This is a genomic window from Paenibacillus amylolyticus, assembly GCF_036894225.1.
GTDB lineage: Bacteria > Bacillota > Bacilli > Paenibacillales > Paenibacillaceae > Paenibacillus > Paenibacillus amylolyticus.
Genome location: NZ_CP145893.1, coordinates 324,238 through 342,237, shown reverse-complemented (window position 1 = coordinate 342,237; position 18,000 = coordinate 324,238). Strand labels below are relative to the sequence as shown.

General features: G+C 36.3%; 12 protein-coding genes. 11 read left to right on the top strand and 1 reads right to left on the bottom strand.

The genetic code is table 11. The annotated features are described in order from the left end of the window. Positions 1 to 152: 152 nt before the first annotated feature. The 10 genes from V6668_RS31655 (at position 153) to V6668_RS31610 (ending at position 12,365) form a co-directional block, all read left to right on the top strand. Positions 153 to 1,352: a hypothetical protein gene (locus tag V6668_RS31655; RefSeq protein WP_338709115.1), complete on the top strand. Its 1,200-nt coding sequence runs from the start codon at positions 153 to 155 to the stop codon at positions 1,350 to 1,352. A gap of 1,019 nt (positions 1,353 to 2,371) precedes the next feature. Then, entirely contained in the window at positions 2,372 to 2,617 is a 246-nt protein-coding gene (locus V6668_RS31650; RefSeq protein ID WP_100526645.1) for a helix-turn-helix domain-containing protein, read from the top strand. 5 nt (positions 2,618 to 2,622) lie between these two features. Further along, positions 2,623 to 3,192 (top strand): NYN domain-containing protein, encoded by a 570-nt coding sequence (locus tag V6668_RS31645; protein WP_133120409.1) that lies wholly within the window; start codon positions 2,623 to 2,625, stop codon positions 3,190 to 3,192. A 229-nt stretch (positions 3,193 to 3,421) separates the two neighbouring features. Further along, positions 3,422 to 5,044: a stalk domain-containing protein gene (locus tag V6668_RS31640; protein WP_338709114.1), complete on the top strand. Its 1,623-nt coding sequence runs from the start codon at positions 3,422 to 3,424 to the stop codon at positions 5,042 to 5,044. A 291-nt stretch (positions 5,045 to 5,335) separates the two neighbouring features. Beyond that, positions 5,336 to 5,719: a hypothetical protein gene (locus V6668_RS31635; RefSeq protein ID WP_091036695.1), complete on the top strand. Its 384-nt coding sequence runs from the start codon at positions 5,336 to 5,338 to the stop codon at positions 5,717 to 5,719. A gap of 18 nt (positions 5,720 to 5,737) precedes the next feature. Next, on the top strand, positions 5,738 to 6,868 hold the full coding sequence (locus V6668_RS31630) for a GGDEF domain-containing protein (RefSeq protein ID WP_338709113.1): 1,131 nt from the start codon (positions 5,738 to 5,740) through the stop codon (positions 6,866 to 6,868). 209 nt (positions 6,869 to 7,077) lie between these two features. Next, a complete protein-coding gene (locus tag V6668_RS31625) occupies positions 7,078 to 8,358 on the top strand; it encodes an MrcB family domain-containing protein (RefSeq protein ID WP_338709112.1) in 1,281 nt (426 codons plus the stop codon). Positions 8,359 to 8,457: 99 nt separating this feature from the next. Then, positions 8,458 to 10,137 (top strand): DNA/RNA helicase domain-containing protein, encoded by a 1,680-nt coding sequence (locus tag V6668_RS31620; RefSeq protein ID WP_422395304.1) that lies wholly within the window; start codon positions 8,458 to 8,460, stop codon positions 10,135 to 10,137. Between the two features lie 406 nt (positions 10,138 to 10,543). Then, positions 10,544 to 10,735: a hypothetical protein gene (locus V6668_RS31615; RefSeq protein ID WP_100526639.1), complete on the top strand. Its 192-nt coding sequence runs from the start codon at positions 10,544 to 10,546 to the stop codon at positions 10,733 to 10,735. Between the two features lie 421 nt (positions 10,736 to 11,156). Beyond that, positions 11,157 to 12,365, top strand: a complete 1,209-nt coding sequence (locus tag V6668_RS31610) for a protein kinase family protein (RefSeq protein WP_338709110.1) — start codon at positions 11,157 to 11,159, stop codon at positions 12,363 to 12,365. 206 nt (positions 12,366 to 12,571) lie between these two features. On the opposite strand, the gene V6668_RS31605 is transcribed toward V6668_RS31610, so the two are convergent. Then, positions 12,572 to 15,142, bottom strand: a complete 2,571-nt coding sequence (locus V6668_RS31605; RefSeq protein WP_338709109.1) for an AAA family ATPase — start codon at positions 15,140 to 15,142, stop codon at positions 12,572 to 12,574. A gap of 1,536 nt (positions 15,143 to 16,678) precedes the next feature. On the opposite strand from V6668_RS31605, the gene nusA reads away from it, so the two are divergent. Further along, entirely contained in the window at positions 16,679 to 17,752 is a 1,074-nt protein-coding gene (nusA, locus tag V6668_RS31600) for a transcription termination factor NusA (RefSeq protein WP_338709108.1), read from the top strand. Positions 17,753 to 18,000 lie beyond the last annotated feature (248 nt).

Genomic DNA, 18,000 nt, shown 5'->3' with positions numbered 1-18,000 from the left:
ACCTGGCATTTAGATAGAATTCGAGAAATCGGGTCTTGGTCTTGCTTCTTAAATGGATATGCCTCAATTATAGCATGTCTTTTTCAGAAAAAAAAGCCAAAACCTCTTATTTCCCATACCATTTTCCGGTTGGATTTAAGGAGCGGCACACTATGAAACACCATCCTGATCTATTTGATGCACGGACACTCCACAATGATACTCGTTTGTTATTCAAACTTAAATTGCTGCTCGGTACAATTTGCGCATATGGTGGGGAAGTTCCGCTTCCCATAACAGCACTTGCAAAACGTATGGGCACCTCCACATACCGTATCCGAATCCTTCTTAATAAGTTAGTGTTTGAGGGCATTGTTCACTACAATGATTCTGGAAACCTGTTCTTTAATCGATACGTCTTTGTTCGAGATCAAGCAGAGCCTTCCCAAGAAAACCTCTATGCGAAGAACTTTGCATTTTTCAATTGCGATGAGTTCCTATCTGAAGATCGCAATGTTCAACGGTTTGTTCTCCATTATGTCGGTAAAGAATTGATCTACATCCCCGGAAACTTTCGCTGGGGTTATATTAATGATCTTTATGGTCCAACTGGGCTTCTTAATATTCGAACGCCTAAGGAAGCGAAAACCATTCTTATCCAAGCTTCCAAGTATCTGAAAATTAAAATACATACAGAAAACTATCAAGTACTCCATGTTCATCAAAAATGGATCGATATGGGGGAAGTCTATTCTGAGGGTGCTGAGCTGTGGGTCTTTAAACAGCTTAAAAAGCATCGTTTTTGTTGTGACTTTCTATCACGCAAAGCAGTGTGGCAGATCGCAAAAGTCATGGAAGACTACTATGCTAAATTTGGCTATGAATATGCCACTGAGATCTTTGACACAGCTCTGTTTAATATTCAGCTAAATAAGATGCGCTCTCAAACCTTCTTCAATATGATATACCGAGAAGACTCTGAGTATATTGTTAATGATGATAAGAATGAATTAGATGAGATCAGTGCCTACTTTCGGTCTGTGATGGAATCAGCCGAGCTGAAGTATGCAGTACAGCTATCCATGGACCTTGAAGTAGTACACCAGAAGAAACACATGGCAGAAACTCAGCTTTTTGTTAATGATGCACTCTCAGAGTTGAATCAAGATCTGATTGTCACAGCAGAGGAACAACAACGCGAGATTTGGGATAAGCTTCGTCTGCTACATAACTGCTGGCTTAGTCGCTTTAGACAAAACCCTGAATGGTTCGCTCAACGTTATTATCAGATAAAAACCTTACCCGCACCTATTCTAGAGATCAAACTTGAGATCGAAAAATTCATCTCAAAACAAAAAAATAATGTAGTTTAATTGGTCTAATTTGAAAACAAAGTTAGGCTTCTTTAAGTTGTTTTGAATCCTAATTCATCTAAATTTTGATGCAGTGACTTCTACAAACCGTAGAGTGACTGCTATTTGTCATGAGATAAAATGAATAATATTTACAATCATTAAGGAGTTTTCTTTCGAGAGAGTAATCAATCCTAAATATTTCATCTAATTAAATACTAACTGTATAAAATACCTGTGGATAACGTGTTTATCATCTTTGATAAAGTGATACTCGTTGTTGATTATGAATTCTTCAAATGGTATATCGTTTATTAGAGTAGGGATTACTTTAGGCTAAACGTTGATAAGTTTTGTTGGTTCGTGGACATAGCTTACAGCAGAGTGTATTCAGCTTTTAGTCTATTCTTTCGAAAATGAAGCTTATGTTAGAAGCCTTATATATCAAGGGTTTCATTCGTTTTTTTGGGCCTATAAAAAGGTATTAACTAAAGGTTTTAATCTATGGTGTTAAATAAATGCATTAAGATAAGGTATTAATTGATGGTGTTTTGAAATGGTTTTAATATGTTTTAAAATAACTCCATCACCTAAAAGATATGAAACTAACTTCCAGATCAGAACATAAACTTAAAACATCAATATCTTGACCCCTACATCCAAGTAACATATATGTAGCTTTCAATTTAAATTGAGGCAAGCTAGTAAGCCCCTCATTGAGAAAGGCACTTATATACCTATCTTGCTCAGACAAGGAGCAGGAAATACACTGGAGAGCTTTTTATCGATACTTCCAGTTATTCATTTGTTAATTGATCCTTATATTATCCAAACGGCTATGATATACTTACGGTAATCAAATATTAAATAAGTGGAAGCACCGCTACGTCGATTGAAGACGTCTAGCGGTGCTTTTTTGTGTGAACTGTACTTTATGCGGGCGCAACTCAACGATTAAATGAAGGAGCAAGAGTTTGAGGTGGTTAGGTTTCTAACCCAACAAATTATCCAGCTAAACAAATGAACCAGAGGTGAATGTTATGAACGTACAGAAAATTAAACCAATCACAACCATTGCAGCAGACATTAAACTTAAAAGGCTATCAAAAAGGTACTCTCAGCAACAGTTGGCCTTAAAAATGGGCGTAGATAAAACCACAATTTCAGCCTGGGAACGAGATGTGCGATTTCCAAAAGAAGAGCATTTACTTCAGATATCGGAGTGTCTAGGTTTGCCACTCATGGATCTTCTTAGAATCTCTAAGAATAGAAAGTCCGTAGGTTGAAGATCATGAGACCAGTAGGGATACGTCTCAAAAGTGCAATTCTCATTGATGAAAGCAATGCTATTTATCAGTTACTTGAATTAGGAATCAAAGGCATTCGTTCGTGGCGAAAATTCTATGAAGTAGTTGAAGAATATTTGAAATCTAACTATGGATTGAAGATGTCTACGGATTTTAATTTCTATGGAGCTCTACCACCTAAGCATGCGGATGAGATTAGATATAATAAAAGGCATAAGTTCTTGCAAGCGCTAGAACATGATGGGATTAATGTGTATCGCGGTACATGTGATATCCAGAAGGATATCTATATTGAAAAAGGGGTTGATGTATTGATCTGTTTGGATCTTTATCAATTCTCTGTATATAAGTACGATTATGTTGTTGTTTTTTCTGGAGATGCAGATTTCGTACCTGCTATTAAACGAGCGAAGAAAAATGGAACACTAGTACTTGCCATATTAGGCCATAATAAAGCAGCATTTCATCTTAGAAATATGGTAGATGTAACAATTGATCTGGAATCTATTATAGAAAAATTAGATCAGACAACACTGATTCAAAAATTGAGTTAATTGAATCTTCGGAGACGATCTCATCGATTTATTGGATAATAAGTATTTGTGATGATATAGAATCATACCATGAGAGATACGCTGTGCACGGTTATTATACAACTGATATATGCTTGATCAGCTTACATTATTTTGTATATAATAAGCTTAATCAAATATATGAAGCGACGAAGAACGCGCAAACTCCTAGGAGTTGTGCGTTCTTTTTTTTGCTTAGGAGGAAAAAAAGATGTTCAAAAAACTAATGATTAGTTCTATCGTTGCGATAACTTCGTTATCCTCACCATTACAAATGAGCGCCGCAGCTGTGGAGAAGGAAATATCAGTGTATGTAGATGGAGAAAAACTACATTTTGATGTTTATCCAAAAATGATAAATGGAAATACATTAGTTCCCATGAGGACGATATTTGAGAGGTTAGGTGCAGCTATTGAATGGAACAAAGATAATTACTCCATTAAAGCTACAAAGGGAGAACAAAGCGTATATCTGGTCATTGGGAAGAAAGATGCCACAGTCAATGGGGAATCATTAAAACTGAGTCAAGCCCCCGTCATGATTGATAATGTTACCTATGTGCCCCTTCGTTTTATTAGTGAGAGTATGGGTACCACGGTCGGGTGGTTGAGTAAAAATCAAACCGTGACCATCAACTCTACTCCACTGGAAAAGATTAAGGTCACACGTGTAAAAGATGGCGATACTTTTGTCGGGCAATATACAGATGGGACAAGTGCCGGCAAGCAAGCTGTGTTTCGTTTAATTGGTGTTGATACCCCAGAGGTCCTAAATGGGCCTATCCAATTTTATGGCCCAGAAGCTTCAAAATACACTAAAGATCAACTGATAGGTAAAACAGTTTATGTATCTCGGGACCAGACTGATGATCCCTATGGTAGAGTACTTGCTTATGTATACCTAGAAGATGGCATATTCTTCAATGCAGCTCTCGTCTCCAACGGATTTGCTCGGTCTATGGCGATTGCACCTAATACACGCTGGGAAGGTCTATTTGAACAACTAGAATCTAAGGCTAAAGAAGAACATAAAGGGATGTGGGTTCAAACTGAAGCTTCTAATTTATCCATTGATCCCGTGAAAAATTACGTTATAAGCAAGAGCAAAGAATTAGGGATTCTCCAAGGAGAGTTTCATCCAGAGCAGCTAATCACCAAAGAGCAACTGTTAAAGAGCCTCCTGATTGTTCTCTTCCCTGAAATTAAAGCCGTGCTTCTGGCAAAGTCATTCTATGAGTTAAGTCAGGATGAGCAGTTTAAAGAGGTTCTCCAATATTCAATACATGTAGGTTTAGTATTAAAGGATGAAGTAGTCAATCCGGATGAGCCAGTAACAACTGTAGATGCAGCATCCATACTAAAACGTGTAATGCATGTAGACAGTATGGAGCAGGGTAAAACACTCAGTGATTTTGGCATTTACGCGCTTCGTTCCAATCCAAATGAAAAGCTCACATATATGGATGCTATACTACTGATGGAAAAAACGAATAATGCATACCAACCTATCAAAGATTATCTATTCCATCTAAAAGAAGCTGCAAAGGAATCGGAAGTGATTGACCAATTGTCCTCAACTCTATCAAATAGAGCAATGGCTGAGAAGATCTCATCTTTTGCAAATCGAATTTCTCTACGCAATTTTTCGGATGTGGATGGGTTAACAAATCTGAAAACCGATGCTACAGATGTTCTTAAAGAGGTAACCAAAGATATCAAAAGTAACTGGAAGGATATATTGAACCTTGCCAAAATAAAAAATGCTATTGAAAATGCTAACGATAGTTTGGATAAAGCCGATATGGCTCTGCGAAAAGCACTTGATGTGAATTGATTGAACTCTACTGTAATTGTCCAGTGTGCTTTAGTTAATATGGCTTATAATCGGATGTAATGATTTGAAAAAGGATCACGTACCCTGCTGACAACGTTGAGATTTAACCAGATATCAAATTATTAGTGCATAAATGGCGACCTCTTTCACTAAGAATAAACAGAGAATGATTGAGCAACAAGAGAGGTTGTTGTATAATGAGAACAATTAAATATGCTAACGCGAAGCACGCGAACGTCCTTAGGGATAGTTCGCGTTTTTTTATTTCTTTAACAATATGGGAGGTGAACTATGAGAAAGCACAACAAAGTATTATTGCTTTTATCTGTGATACTGCTTTTGTTCGTCTTTAATCTTCAATTTGTAATACCTGCTTTTTATGTCGTATGTGGGTTTGTCCTTTATGTCATTCTCTTCTGCTGGGCCAAAGCAAAGGGTTTGGATACTCAGCATCCTGCTTGGGATCCGATCTTAAATACGCCAAAGGGAATGTTGTATTTTATTTTAAGTGGAAGCATTCTATGGGCACCCGTTTTTATTCCATTTGTAATAGCACAGAGACAGAAATGGAGATCAAGCAAAGAAGGCAAAAACGAATGGTTATATATGTGGGTTCAATATTTCAAGAACCCAACGAAATTACATCGAGACTGGTTTGATAATTTCTATCAATAAAAAGGATGTGCAAGACTTATGAGTATTTTTGATTTTTTTGTGGGTATTCAAGGGAGCTTCATTGCATCACTTCTACTTTTTCCAATATTAATATTGTCTTGGGTTTTATCGAGGCAATTACTTGAAAAGCGGAAAAGAAAATCATACATGTTCTTATCTAAAATCACGCTAGGTTATCTTGCGTTCAATGGGATAATACTGATCTTCAGTTTAGTTGCAACCACTGTAGGAATAGAATCACATGCAATCTCTTCTTTCTTTAACATCATAGTAAAAAGTACGTTCATTATATTTCTTTATGGCTTCTACCGGATACATAACAAAGAAAACCTTAAACTTCAACTCATTTTTATAGTTCCAACCATTGTCGTGATTCTCACCGGTTTGTTTGCTCCTATACTCGGACATATCATAGCCATTTTATCGATCGTAACGATGATGATTTTATATGGGGATAAGTTAGGAAGAGGTAAATCCATTTATATGGCTTCTGGATTATTTCTAGCTTCTCTACTGATCTCCATGGCTATAAGTATCGTGCCATCGTTACATGGATCTCTTTACATGCTCAATATTATTTTTGAAGTCAGTTCGTTCACTCTTTTATTGGTCAACCTGATTGAACATTCATTGATCATCATGCAAAGCTCGTACGTTTCCGCAATTACAGATTCACTCACTGGGCTATTTAATAGAAGGTATTTTACTAAGTATATCAATGGCTGTGTGGATCGGAGTATTCCAGTGAATGTTATATTCTGTGATATCGATAATTTTAAAAGATTGAATGATACCAAAGGACATAAAGTAGGAGATGAAGTACTTAAGCAAGTGGCAACTATTTTCAAGGAAGAGGTTCAGGGCATAGGTGTGGCTGGACGATATGGTGGAGAGGAGATGGTTTTACTTATTCAAAGTCTCGACGTTGATATGGAAGAGATCACGGAACGAATGAGATCCCGTATCGAAAATGAAACAATCACTACAGCTAGCATCGGTTATCGAATGTATGACCCAAGTGTGCCAGCCGACCTCTTAATTAAACAGGCAGATGAAGCTATGTATGAGGCAAAAGCGGCAGGCAAGAACCGAGTAATGTCCTATACATTAAAAGCAGTTGATATATTGGACTTAGCTGCCAATGAATAGGGCAACAGAGTTTATATTAAACCCTTCATAAATAAGATCTGATTAGAGATTTCCCTTGAATTTTCTTTACTCTTGGGCAGTCTCTTTTTCGTTTCAACTCAACAGTTTTATCGTAATACATGAAGTTTAGTAGATTTGAATTGATTGAAATTACATGTAAAGAGTTTTCAATATCGAGCAAATTTCTATCTATTCATTTAGGAAAGCACATGTTTCAATTTTATGGAACAACCTGGTATGATAATAATCATAACAACGTGACTGAGGTGATTCATGTGTCAGAGCTTATTGAAAATCGATTAGAAACAGAAAACACTAACGAAAGAACAGGTGAGCTACACATTAGAGAGGCGATACAATACATACTCGATCATTACCAGGAAGCAAGATTGTCATTGTTTGAGAACCATAAGATGGGTAACCACGTACGCAGTATATTTAAAGATATCATTATTAATGAAGCAAATTTAAATCAAGATCATTTCTATGTCAAGGGCTCCGTTGGAAACGGACGATGGGCCGAAATACCGTGGATTTCAATTTTTAATAGAGATATTACCACCACAGCTACAAAAGGTTATTACATTGTTTATTTGTTTAAAGCAGATATGAGCGGTGTGTATATTTCCTTAAACCAAGGCTGGACATATTTTAAGGAAAAGTATCAGACCAAACTGGGACGGAAAAAAATCCGGACGACTGCAAATATAATTCAAAAGAAGTTGAACTTTACTCCAGATCATATGACTGCAGAAGCCATTACGTTAGGAGGACAAGGGTGGCTAGCAGAGGGCTATGAAAAGGGTCATATTCTTGGACGTTTTTATAGTGCCAATAACTTACCTAGTTCAAAGGAACTTATCAGTGACCTTAAGGAATTATTGATTACATATAATGAGATTGAATATATGATCGGTGAAAGAACGCTTGAGCAATTTAATGATTACCTATTGTTAAGTGATGATGGTCAATTTTTAGAAGAAGAGCAGCAACAAGAAGAAGACTTCCAAAATAGAGTGCAATCGATACTTGATGAAAAGGTAAAGAAAGCCGAAAAGAATAGTATGGAGGATATAGAGACGGAGGATACTCCACTTCCAAAACCAGAACCTGTTATTGATCAGACCAAAAAAGAACGCTGGCCAAGAGATGCTCAAGTTGCCGCTAAGGCGCTTCGGTTATCTAAATTCAAGTGTGCCTTCGATGAAACACATGTTTCGTTTACTTCGAAGGTTACAGGAGAAAGATATCTGGAAGTTCATCATCTTGTACCCATGAAATATCAAAGGAATTTTAATGTTAGTTTGGATCGAGCATCCCAACTTCTAGCATTATGTCCAACGTGTCATCGTCAGATCCATCATGGAACAGACAAAGATAAAGAGAACATATTAAGAAAACTATTTGACGATCGACATGAGAAATTAAAGGCTATTGGTATTGAGATAAATTTAGATGAACTATGTCAAATGTATGGTATCGAGAAGTAGGCAAAGAAGAGAGATATATACTACTGATTATAGAAGCACCGAGTTGAATGTTGGAGAGTTAAATGTCTTGAATATAATAATGAAAGTGACGTGTTAGTTATGATACTCGCAGGGAAACTGTATTCATTTGAAATGCTTAAGAAAACACGAAAGGAATTTGAACATTTTGATGTTAAAGACTTTGATATTGATACAGTTCCAGTCGTGTATATCCAAAGAGATAAGAAAAATCTCTATGTAGGAAAATCTACAGACGTATATGGTCGTTTTTCTACACATCTAAAAGATATTAGTAAAACATTTACTGACATTACGATTATTAAAAGTGATCTCTTTAATGAGAGCTCCATTAAACACATCGAAACACTCTTAATTGATTACTTGCTAGCAGATGCCCAGTTCAATTTACTGAATAAGATTAAAGGCCAGAATATTCACTCGTACAATGGGATTGAAGATGTAAACGATATGTTCGTAACCATATGGGAAAAACTTATTCATGAAGGAATAGCAAGTGAACCATTAAAAGAGATACATAATAAGTTTATCTATAAATACTCACCTTTTAAGAAACTCAAAGCCAATCAAATTGATATTAGCCGTGACATCTTAGATACCGTGCTAAGTACATCTAAAAGTAGACATCTGATTGCTGGAGATCCAGGTACAGGTAAAACAGTAGTTTTAACGAATCTTCTATATACACTCGTATATGATCAAACAACGGGTAAGGACCGTGAAGGATTAGAACGGGATGATATCGCACTCATCATTCCACAAAACCATTCATTAGGCTTATATAAAGATTTAGTTCGAAAAGTTGGTTTACATGGAATTACAGTGTTATCCCCTTCACACTTTATTAAGAAGGCAAAAGGTAGAGATACAAAATATAAGTATGTTTTTGTAGATGAAGCACATCGGCTAAAACAGTATTTTGGGAAGCAAGCGAGAGATTTAAAACATCTAATCACTTCGGATGGGTTTACAACCGAATTAGATCTGATATCAAACTACGCTCATCATCTAACCATTGTGTATGATCAGTATCAAACTATTCGTCCAGCTGATATAGACTCCGACCATTTTAAAGAAAAGACAACAGATTATCGTAGACATGTACTACGTAAACAGTTCCGGTTGAAGTCAGGGGATCAATATTTAGCATGGTTGAGAAAATATCTGCAAATGGCTTCAGATGTCCCTGTGTATGAAAAAGGATTACTAAAAGGTTATGACTTTAGAGTGATGGATTCCATTTCGGAATTACACAAGGGGATAAAGAAACTAAATAAGACCCATAAATTATGTCGAGTGATTGCGGGATATTCTTGGGAATGGGCAACACAAAAAGACAATAATTTATATGATATAAGTGATCCTATCACAGGTGACACATTTAACTGGAACTCTAGAACAATAGGTTGGATTAATCAAGAAAATAGTGTTGAAGAAATAGGCTGTATTCACACAACTCAAGGTGCAGATCTAAATTATGTAGGCGTGATCTTTGGAGAGGAAATCGATTGTAATTATACGGGTGAAGAAGATGGAAGCTATGATTTTGAAAAAGTTAGAATTATAGTCTATCCAGAAAAGTATAAGGATCGAAATGGTCTTCCAATCAAAGGTACTGACGAAAATAACGAAGAATTAAAATCCTATATCCAGAAAATCTATTATGTCTTACTGTCACGTGGCATAAATGGTTGTTACGTATATGCAACAAATCCCAATATGCAAAAGTATTTAAAGGAACTTCTAAAAATCAGTCAGTAGTTGATAGAATGGAGTCTTCATAAGGAACGTGAGTTCCTAGAAGATTTTCATTGAGAAAGTAGCTTCAGATTATGAAGCATTTGAGTACAGAAAAAATCCAGAGATAACGTTTATTATTTGTCTAGGAACTTTACGAAGTAAAGTTGTTTACTGCAGTATGTAGTGAATAATACAAAGTAAGGCCTAGACAAAAGAGCTAAGGTAACCCTTTTTATAGGGTTGTCTTTTCTGAATACCTAGAATAAAATACAAATATATATAAGCACACAATTAATGAGTCTATTATGAGACACTGAGGTAAATATATTTGTATTACATATAAGAAAGATTCATATAGTTCTAGGAAAACTGTAAAAATAATAATGATTTCTCAATTATAAAATCATGAACAGAAAGGAATTTTTTCATGAAAGAACCCGAACGTTATTTAAATAAAGGTCCTAATGTGTTTAAAGTCGTGGGCTTATCATTTAGACCAGAAAAACGCGAGACTGCAACAGAGAATAAACTATCTATTGGATTTAAAATTGGGGATTGGAATGAACCTATTAATTTTATTCCTTACTTTCAAACGGTAGATAGAACCCAATTACATTAATTTACGCTCTTTTAAGGCTTCCTTATAGGAAGTCTTTTCTTCTATTCTTCTATTTCAAGAAATAGTGTATAGTAAATCAGATTCAGCAGTTGACTACTTAGATATTCAAATAGATTAAACTAAAGAACGATAATAAAGTATACTAGCTCATTCTTAGGGCGTATCTTCAAACTGATTAGCTTGCAAGTTAAGATAAATTTTCAGTAGGCTGAGGAGGTGAATGAAATGATAGTAGGCGCTGTTGTTTGAGCTGTAGGCTTGATAGTAGCTTTGGGGCTTCGCGGATCCGGAAGGGGAAATTGTGAAAAGTCAATCTTCTTGCGTCAATGAGCAGCGGCGTCTTGGCTTTTAGTATTATATTGCTGGTATTAGATCGATTCTTTTAACAGACAAGGTTTAGTGGGACATAAAAAGTAAAGGAGTGTTTTATATTACACTTATTGACCATTCATTAGAAAGATTTTTAAAAGGGAATTATGAAGGTATAAACAGGAAATTCTCGACTGATGATGTGTTTATATATAAGGATATTTATAAAGACATAAGTAATGAATATTTAAGAGAGACATTCATTCTTATTCATGCTTCTATTAACCCTTTACTTTCTTTTTTAAATGAGAAAAATATCGGTAATAAAAATTACAATGCAGAACCAAGTAGGAGACTTTCGGATCTTATTGATAAAATCAGGATTCTATTTGCGAGACTCAAAGATACTTCTCTTGCATTTAAAATAAACGATCACTATGAAGATATAATGAATCAATGTCGTGAGTTTATTTCCTATAGTGGTGGTAGTGCTATACCTGTTGAGTTTCCTAGGATCAATCTGGTTGAATACGATCCGATCTTTACTATGATGAATAAAACAGATGTTATTCGTTTCCAAAAGTCAGATGCATTTGAAACCCTATTCAAAGGGGAAGGTTCTTACGCAAATGTATACAAGTTTCACGATACACATTATAACGAAACATTTGCTCTGAAACGAGCAAAGAAAAACTTAAGTCCAAAAGAAATTGTAAGGTTTAAAAACGAGTATTTAGAGCTTAGCAAGTTGGACTCCCCATACATAGTGAGGGTTTACAACTATAATGATCAAAATAATGAGTATACTATGGAGTATGTTAAAGACACACTAGCAAAATATATGCGGGCTAATAATACAAAGTTATCAATAAAGGATAGATTATCAATTATTAATCAGATTTTTAAAGCATTTAAATATATTCATAGCAAAGAACTTCTCCATCGAGATATAAGTCACAGTAATATACTGATTAAAACTCATGATGATGGTACAACTATAGTGAAAGTTTCTGATTTTGGTTTGGTTAAAACCAATGATAGTACACTGACTGACCCAGATTCAAGTATAAAAGGTTCATTAAACGATAATCATCTTAGAGTAGTCGGATTTGATAAATACGAAATTAAACACGAAATCTATGCTTTAATACAAGTAATAAATTTTGTGTTAACGGGTAACACCAAAGGAGGACTGTACAATAAAGATAAAAATGTTCATGACTTTTTATTGAGAGGATGTTCAGCAAATATAGAAGAACGTTTCGGTAGTGTAGAAGAAATGGAGTCCGAGTTCATAAAGGTGAGAAGAAAACTTCTTTAGTTTTTATATATAGCGTTGAAATCATGTCGAAGAAATTTTGGGATAGAATTCCTTTAGCCTTTAGCAAAAGGCTAAATAGTATTTTTATTTTGCTATAGGCATAGCAAAACGCAAACGATGATTGTATATAGATGAATATATAGAATAGAAAACCTAAAAGGAAGCTAAAAAACCTTAGCTTCCTTTTAGGTTTTAAGAATTATTAATTAAGCGGAACGACTTTTAAATTCTTTGGACCAAAGTATAACCTTCTGCATATCGGCTTTCAATTCGTCTGGCTCGGGTAACTCAACTGGTGTTTCTTGAGGTTGGGAATGTTCATATGTCGAGTATTTCGTCATATATTCTTCAAACATTTTACAATCCTCTGGAGTAATATGGGCCAATTTTTGAAGTCTATTCATTGTCTGGACAGAGCGTCTAAACCGTAGAACGACCTCAGAGAGTAATTCTGTTTCAATAAAGCGTTCAATTAAAATCCTAAAATCGCTGCATATTCCTTTAGCCAGTAGGTCATATTCTGTTCTTCCTTGTTCATTAAATACTTTTTCTGCATAACCTACTCTATCATTCAATAGTAAATTTAATGCAGGCAATGGCTTCTTGGCAAATAGTGGTGTCTGACCAGGCTCTCCAGCACCCCAAGACTCAGATCTCAACCAATTTTCATGACATTCCACTCTTATTTCTTTTGCAGCATCATTAAGCAGAGTTAAAAATGATAGTCTGTGAGTGAAGACAATAACTTGCCTAGTTAAACTTAGTTTTACAAGTCTTTTAACAGTTGTTTCTTCAAAGAATTGATCTAAAGAGGAAATAGGATCATCAAAAATAAAGGGAGTTTTGTCTAAACCAGTATCAACGTCTGCAAGGAATCCTGCAAGCGAAACTATACGGAACTCACCTTCACTCAATACTTCGGAAGTGCGAACTTTTGTTGGACAATTTATTAATTTAACTTGATGATAAATTCGGCCTTTTTGTGATTTAGTTTTAACAAGCTCAACTTTGATTTTTGATCCACCAAGATCCTTCAGTTCATTTTGGAACCTCTTTACGTATTCTGCTGTTATAAGTTCGTCAGACAAGGAAGATTTTTTTGTAGTTATTTGTTGAGTACTAGTCAAATTTAGTGTGGTCTTGAATTTATTAATACGCTGAAGATCTTTAATTTTATTAGTAATATCGTTCTTGTTGTGGTGCAACCACTTACGTGCCTCTAACTCCAAAATTGTATTTTTCAAAATTTCCCTATCAGTATTACGACATAGTTCTTCATAGACAGAAGCTTGTTCCTGGTTCGCTGCTGCAGCCTCATGTAGAATGACTAATACATCTTCAGAGGGTAATGAAACAAGCTCACTCATTAGCTCAGCCTTGTTAAGACTCATATTTCTTTTCTGTAAAGTGTTACAAAATTCCGTTATCTTCTCTTTTTCGCCTTCAGATGTGATTCCCATTGAATTGAAATATAATTCTAAACTCGATTCATCGGGAATTTGTTTGACTTCTTTAAGTAAAGTGGATAGTCTCTCCTCTGCAAGTTGGACTTCTTTGCTTAGAGTTGATTTCACATAAGACTCAAAATTACCTAATCTAGCTTGTGCATCTTGTGACAGTGGTTGTTGGCAAAGGACACAATTTGAATCTGGCGAAGTAAATGGAAATGTTTCACTTGTATACGCGTGCTGTTCTGAATATTGTCGCGCCTTTTCCCACAATAGTTTCCAGCTTTCAGTACCTACCCCTTCAAGTGGAAGTCCATCAAAAACATTTTGAGCATCTTCTTCTGCAGCTTTCTTTTTCATTAAATAGTCAGACTTAGCAATTAGAATCTCTTCACAGGTATTATCGCTAAGAGAGTTAAAGATGCCTGAGAGAATATTTTTTAATTGTGAAGTACTGCTTACAGTTTTCCTGTAATGTTGCATTCTTTCAGCTGGGTCCACCCCAGAAATTTGTTGCTTTAAGTTTCTAAGTGTATTTTCGTCAGTCTCAGTCCACAAGCAATGAGTATTAACCTCTTCGTAAAATGTTGTATGATTAATACTATTTAGCCATAAAACTGATTGAGTGTTTGTACTTTCACTAGGAGGACTAAACTGTTTTAGGGATATGCTATCCATTTCGTTCTTGATTTTTTGTCCGACTTCTGTGCATATGTTTGATAATTTACTGAAAAACTGAAGTAACCAGGGCTCATAAGCAACTTCTTTCTCCTCGTTGACATATAAATTTGCACAGTCTGTATCATATAATTGCAGGGTGCTTAATTCTTTTAATGTTCCCATTGTAGGTGTCCAAGTAGTTTGGTTTGTTTTTTCACTAGTTGTAATGCTAATGGTGCACTCTTGAGGTTGTGGTTCATGCTTAAACACATTGCCCATTAATGTTTCGGATTTTTTAGCTCCAGAAATATGCTTCAATAAACGCACGTAGCTTGATTTTCCTGAACCGTTTTGCCCATATACCACAGTTAGATTTCCAACGAAACTTAACGGGTTCCTTGGACCTAGAGCGTTTATTCCTTTTACATTATGTATTCCGTCAAGTCTGTAGTGAGATTTCGAATCTTTTGAAGAGAAATCACCTGGTTCAATGCGCTTAAAATCCTTATCTGAATCTATAATCCCACCTTCAGCTTTACACAAAAGTATTAATTCATTGAGGTCTTCTTCGAACAGTTGATCATTTTTTATAAGCCGAGACGCTGCATCTTGAAGCCAAAGAGGTCTTTTACATAACCATTCTTCAACGTCAGTGTAAATATCACTCATACATAACCCTCCAAAAATTCTGAATATGGTACTAGTCTAGTTTACCATTTGTTCGTGATGTCGTTTGATAAAATTATTTCGGCTCCACTTTCCTGAAGACGTGTGGGTATTTTACTCGTCTTGGTTATCACCAAGAGTGCATTAAGAATGTTTCAGATCAGGTCAGTGAACCGGATTTATCTTCTGCAAGGCTATCGAAGTTGCTGTTAGCTATTAAAGTGGTCAGGCTGATGCTAGTGGCTCTAAGGTGGCAAAATCGGCAAACAAATAGACAATACGCACCGCTGCGGGATTACTCCGGCTGATATCTAGAGCGTCTAAATGGGGCAAAAGCATCAGTTTCTCAGCAATCAGCGAACATATGTAAGGGCAGTACAGCAAATTGTTGCAAAATAAAAGTAACGTACTGGAATAATGAATCTGACGTGTAGCGGTTAACGGTACACATCGCGTTGATTCGTTACGTGGCAATTTGAAAATAACATAGACGTTGTATGATCCGTACGAATCTAAAGAGTTGACGGGACTTGTTTCTGTGATCAACACGTTCCTCTTTAAAACTCCATCCCCTTTGTGATATACTCTACTCATACATTAGTAACATGGATCTTTAAGGAACAGGCACACGCCACATTCCAATTCTACGTCCTTCAAGGGCGATCTGTATCACTTTTATTTGGTGATCATGTAGAATTCGGAAAGGGCAGGTGCTTTTTTTTGTTGTGTTGATAGGCTATACCTCTCTGTGAATAGGGTGACCTAAAGGTGACCTTAAAGACACCTTTAACACTTAGCTCCATCCAAAGAAACCAAAGGAGGTCTATACAAATCCATAAAACACGCATAAACGTACAACTCGCTCATAGGACTAAACCTCTTTTAATACATCCTAGTGCTTCTACGTTCTCACCGCTCATTTTTTGTTTGACTATTTAGCCTGCCTGTTGTATTGCCCCCTTTTAACGAGGGTTTAGATTTGTATCTAGAAATCTGCTACTTTTATTGAACCTGGAACCCCCTTTGCGCGCGGCGCGCACTCACTCTAGCCTTAAAGAAAAGATATAGATACGTATCTAGGTTTCAGAATTGAAAGTAGATCATAGATCCGTGTTTATGTGTCTCAGGGTTGAAGATCTCGTATAAAGGGGAAGGAAAAGGCGAGAAGTAAGAACGTATGCGAGATGAGTAAGAACTTTCCTGTGACCGAGTAGTACGATATAATGTATATATGGATGAGTTTTACAGTTGATGGTCTGTTGCCCTACCTCCCTCTCCATATGTGTTGACGATCGTTGCTCCTAGCATCTACTAAACGTTCATCATTTTATTTAGAAACAGATACATATACGCTTAGATTTGCGTTTCCATCGAAAGGTACTTGTGCGGTAAAGAATTTATCTCTGTCTCGAGATCGAAGCTTTTTCTAGTAATACGATTGTGTCGAAAGTATCTATAGCACGATAGGGAGAACGATACGCATACAGAGGGCGGATTTAGCTTGGTTAGTAAAAATCAGAAAACAAAAGGAGAATGAAAATGAATAAGGATTTTTTAGTAGCATTAACGGAGATTGAAAAGCAAAAAGGGATTTCAAAAGAAGTTTTGTTAGAGGGTCTTGAGGATGCGCTCGTATCAAGTTACAAAAAGAAGTTCAATACGGCAACAAATGTGCGTGTTGATATTAATCGTACGTCTGGTGCAATGAAAGTGTTATCAAAGAAAATGGTTGTAGATGATATTATTGATGAACGAGTCGAGATATTGATCGACCAAGCTCGGCAGATCAACCCAGAGGTCCAGCTTGACGAGTTTATTGAAATTGAAGTTACTCCGAAAGACTTTGGACGGTTGGCTGCTCAAACGGCCAAACAGGTGGTTATGATGAGAATTAAAGAAGCTGAACGAGCTCTCGTGTTTGATGCGTACGCTGGTAAGGAAGAAGAGATCATCACTGGAAAGGTCCAGGGCATGGACTCATCTAACTTATATGTTTTACTAGACCATACCGAGGCTGTCCTACCTATCAGTGACTTGATGCCAAATGAAAAGTTTAAGCTTGGGGATACACTATCAGCGTATATCTCTCGCGTTGAACAAACATCTAAGGGAACTTTGGTCATTCTGTCGCGTGTACACCCAGGACATCTGAAGAAGTTGTTTGAAACAAAGATCCCAGAAATACAAGAAGGAAAGGTCGCCATCAAATCCATCTCCAGAGAAGCGGGGGTCCGTTCGAAGATTGCAGTTACTGCACTAGATCCAAATGTGGATGAAGTTGCGGTATGTGTAGGCGTAAAAGGGCAAACTATTCAATCCATTACCAGTGAACTTGGCGGAGAGAAATTAGATATCATTAAATGGTCCAAACAGATGGAAGAGTATGTTGCAAATTCCTTAGCACCTGCTAAAGTACTTGAGGTCCACATTTTTGACGATGAAGAAGATCCGACAGCACGAGTGATTGTGCCCAATAACCAGCTCACACTTGCGATTGGTTTGAAGGGGCTAAATGCACGTCTCGCAGCAAAATTAACGGGGTATAAGATGGATTTGTATAGTGAGGATCAAGCATTTAAACAATTCGGCCGTCCAGTGACCATAGTCGAATAGATTCACTTCTTTCTAATTAGGGCAACGGACACCTTGGCTCTATACAATGATTTATAGGGTTAAGGGAGATATAGCAGGCGCAGAAACAGCCCGAGATAAAGAGGCCTTCTAATCGTGTTTATAACCGTAAAAGCATAGTCTTGATCCAAATGATAGAATATGAATGTTTAACTTGCCATATGCAATTTTAATTTCAGCAACAGAGGAGAAGTAACTATGCAGTTCCTCATAAAAATCGGAATTTGTTC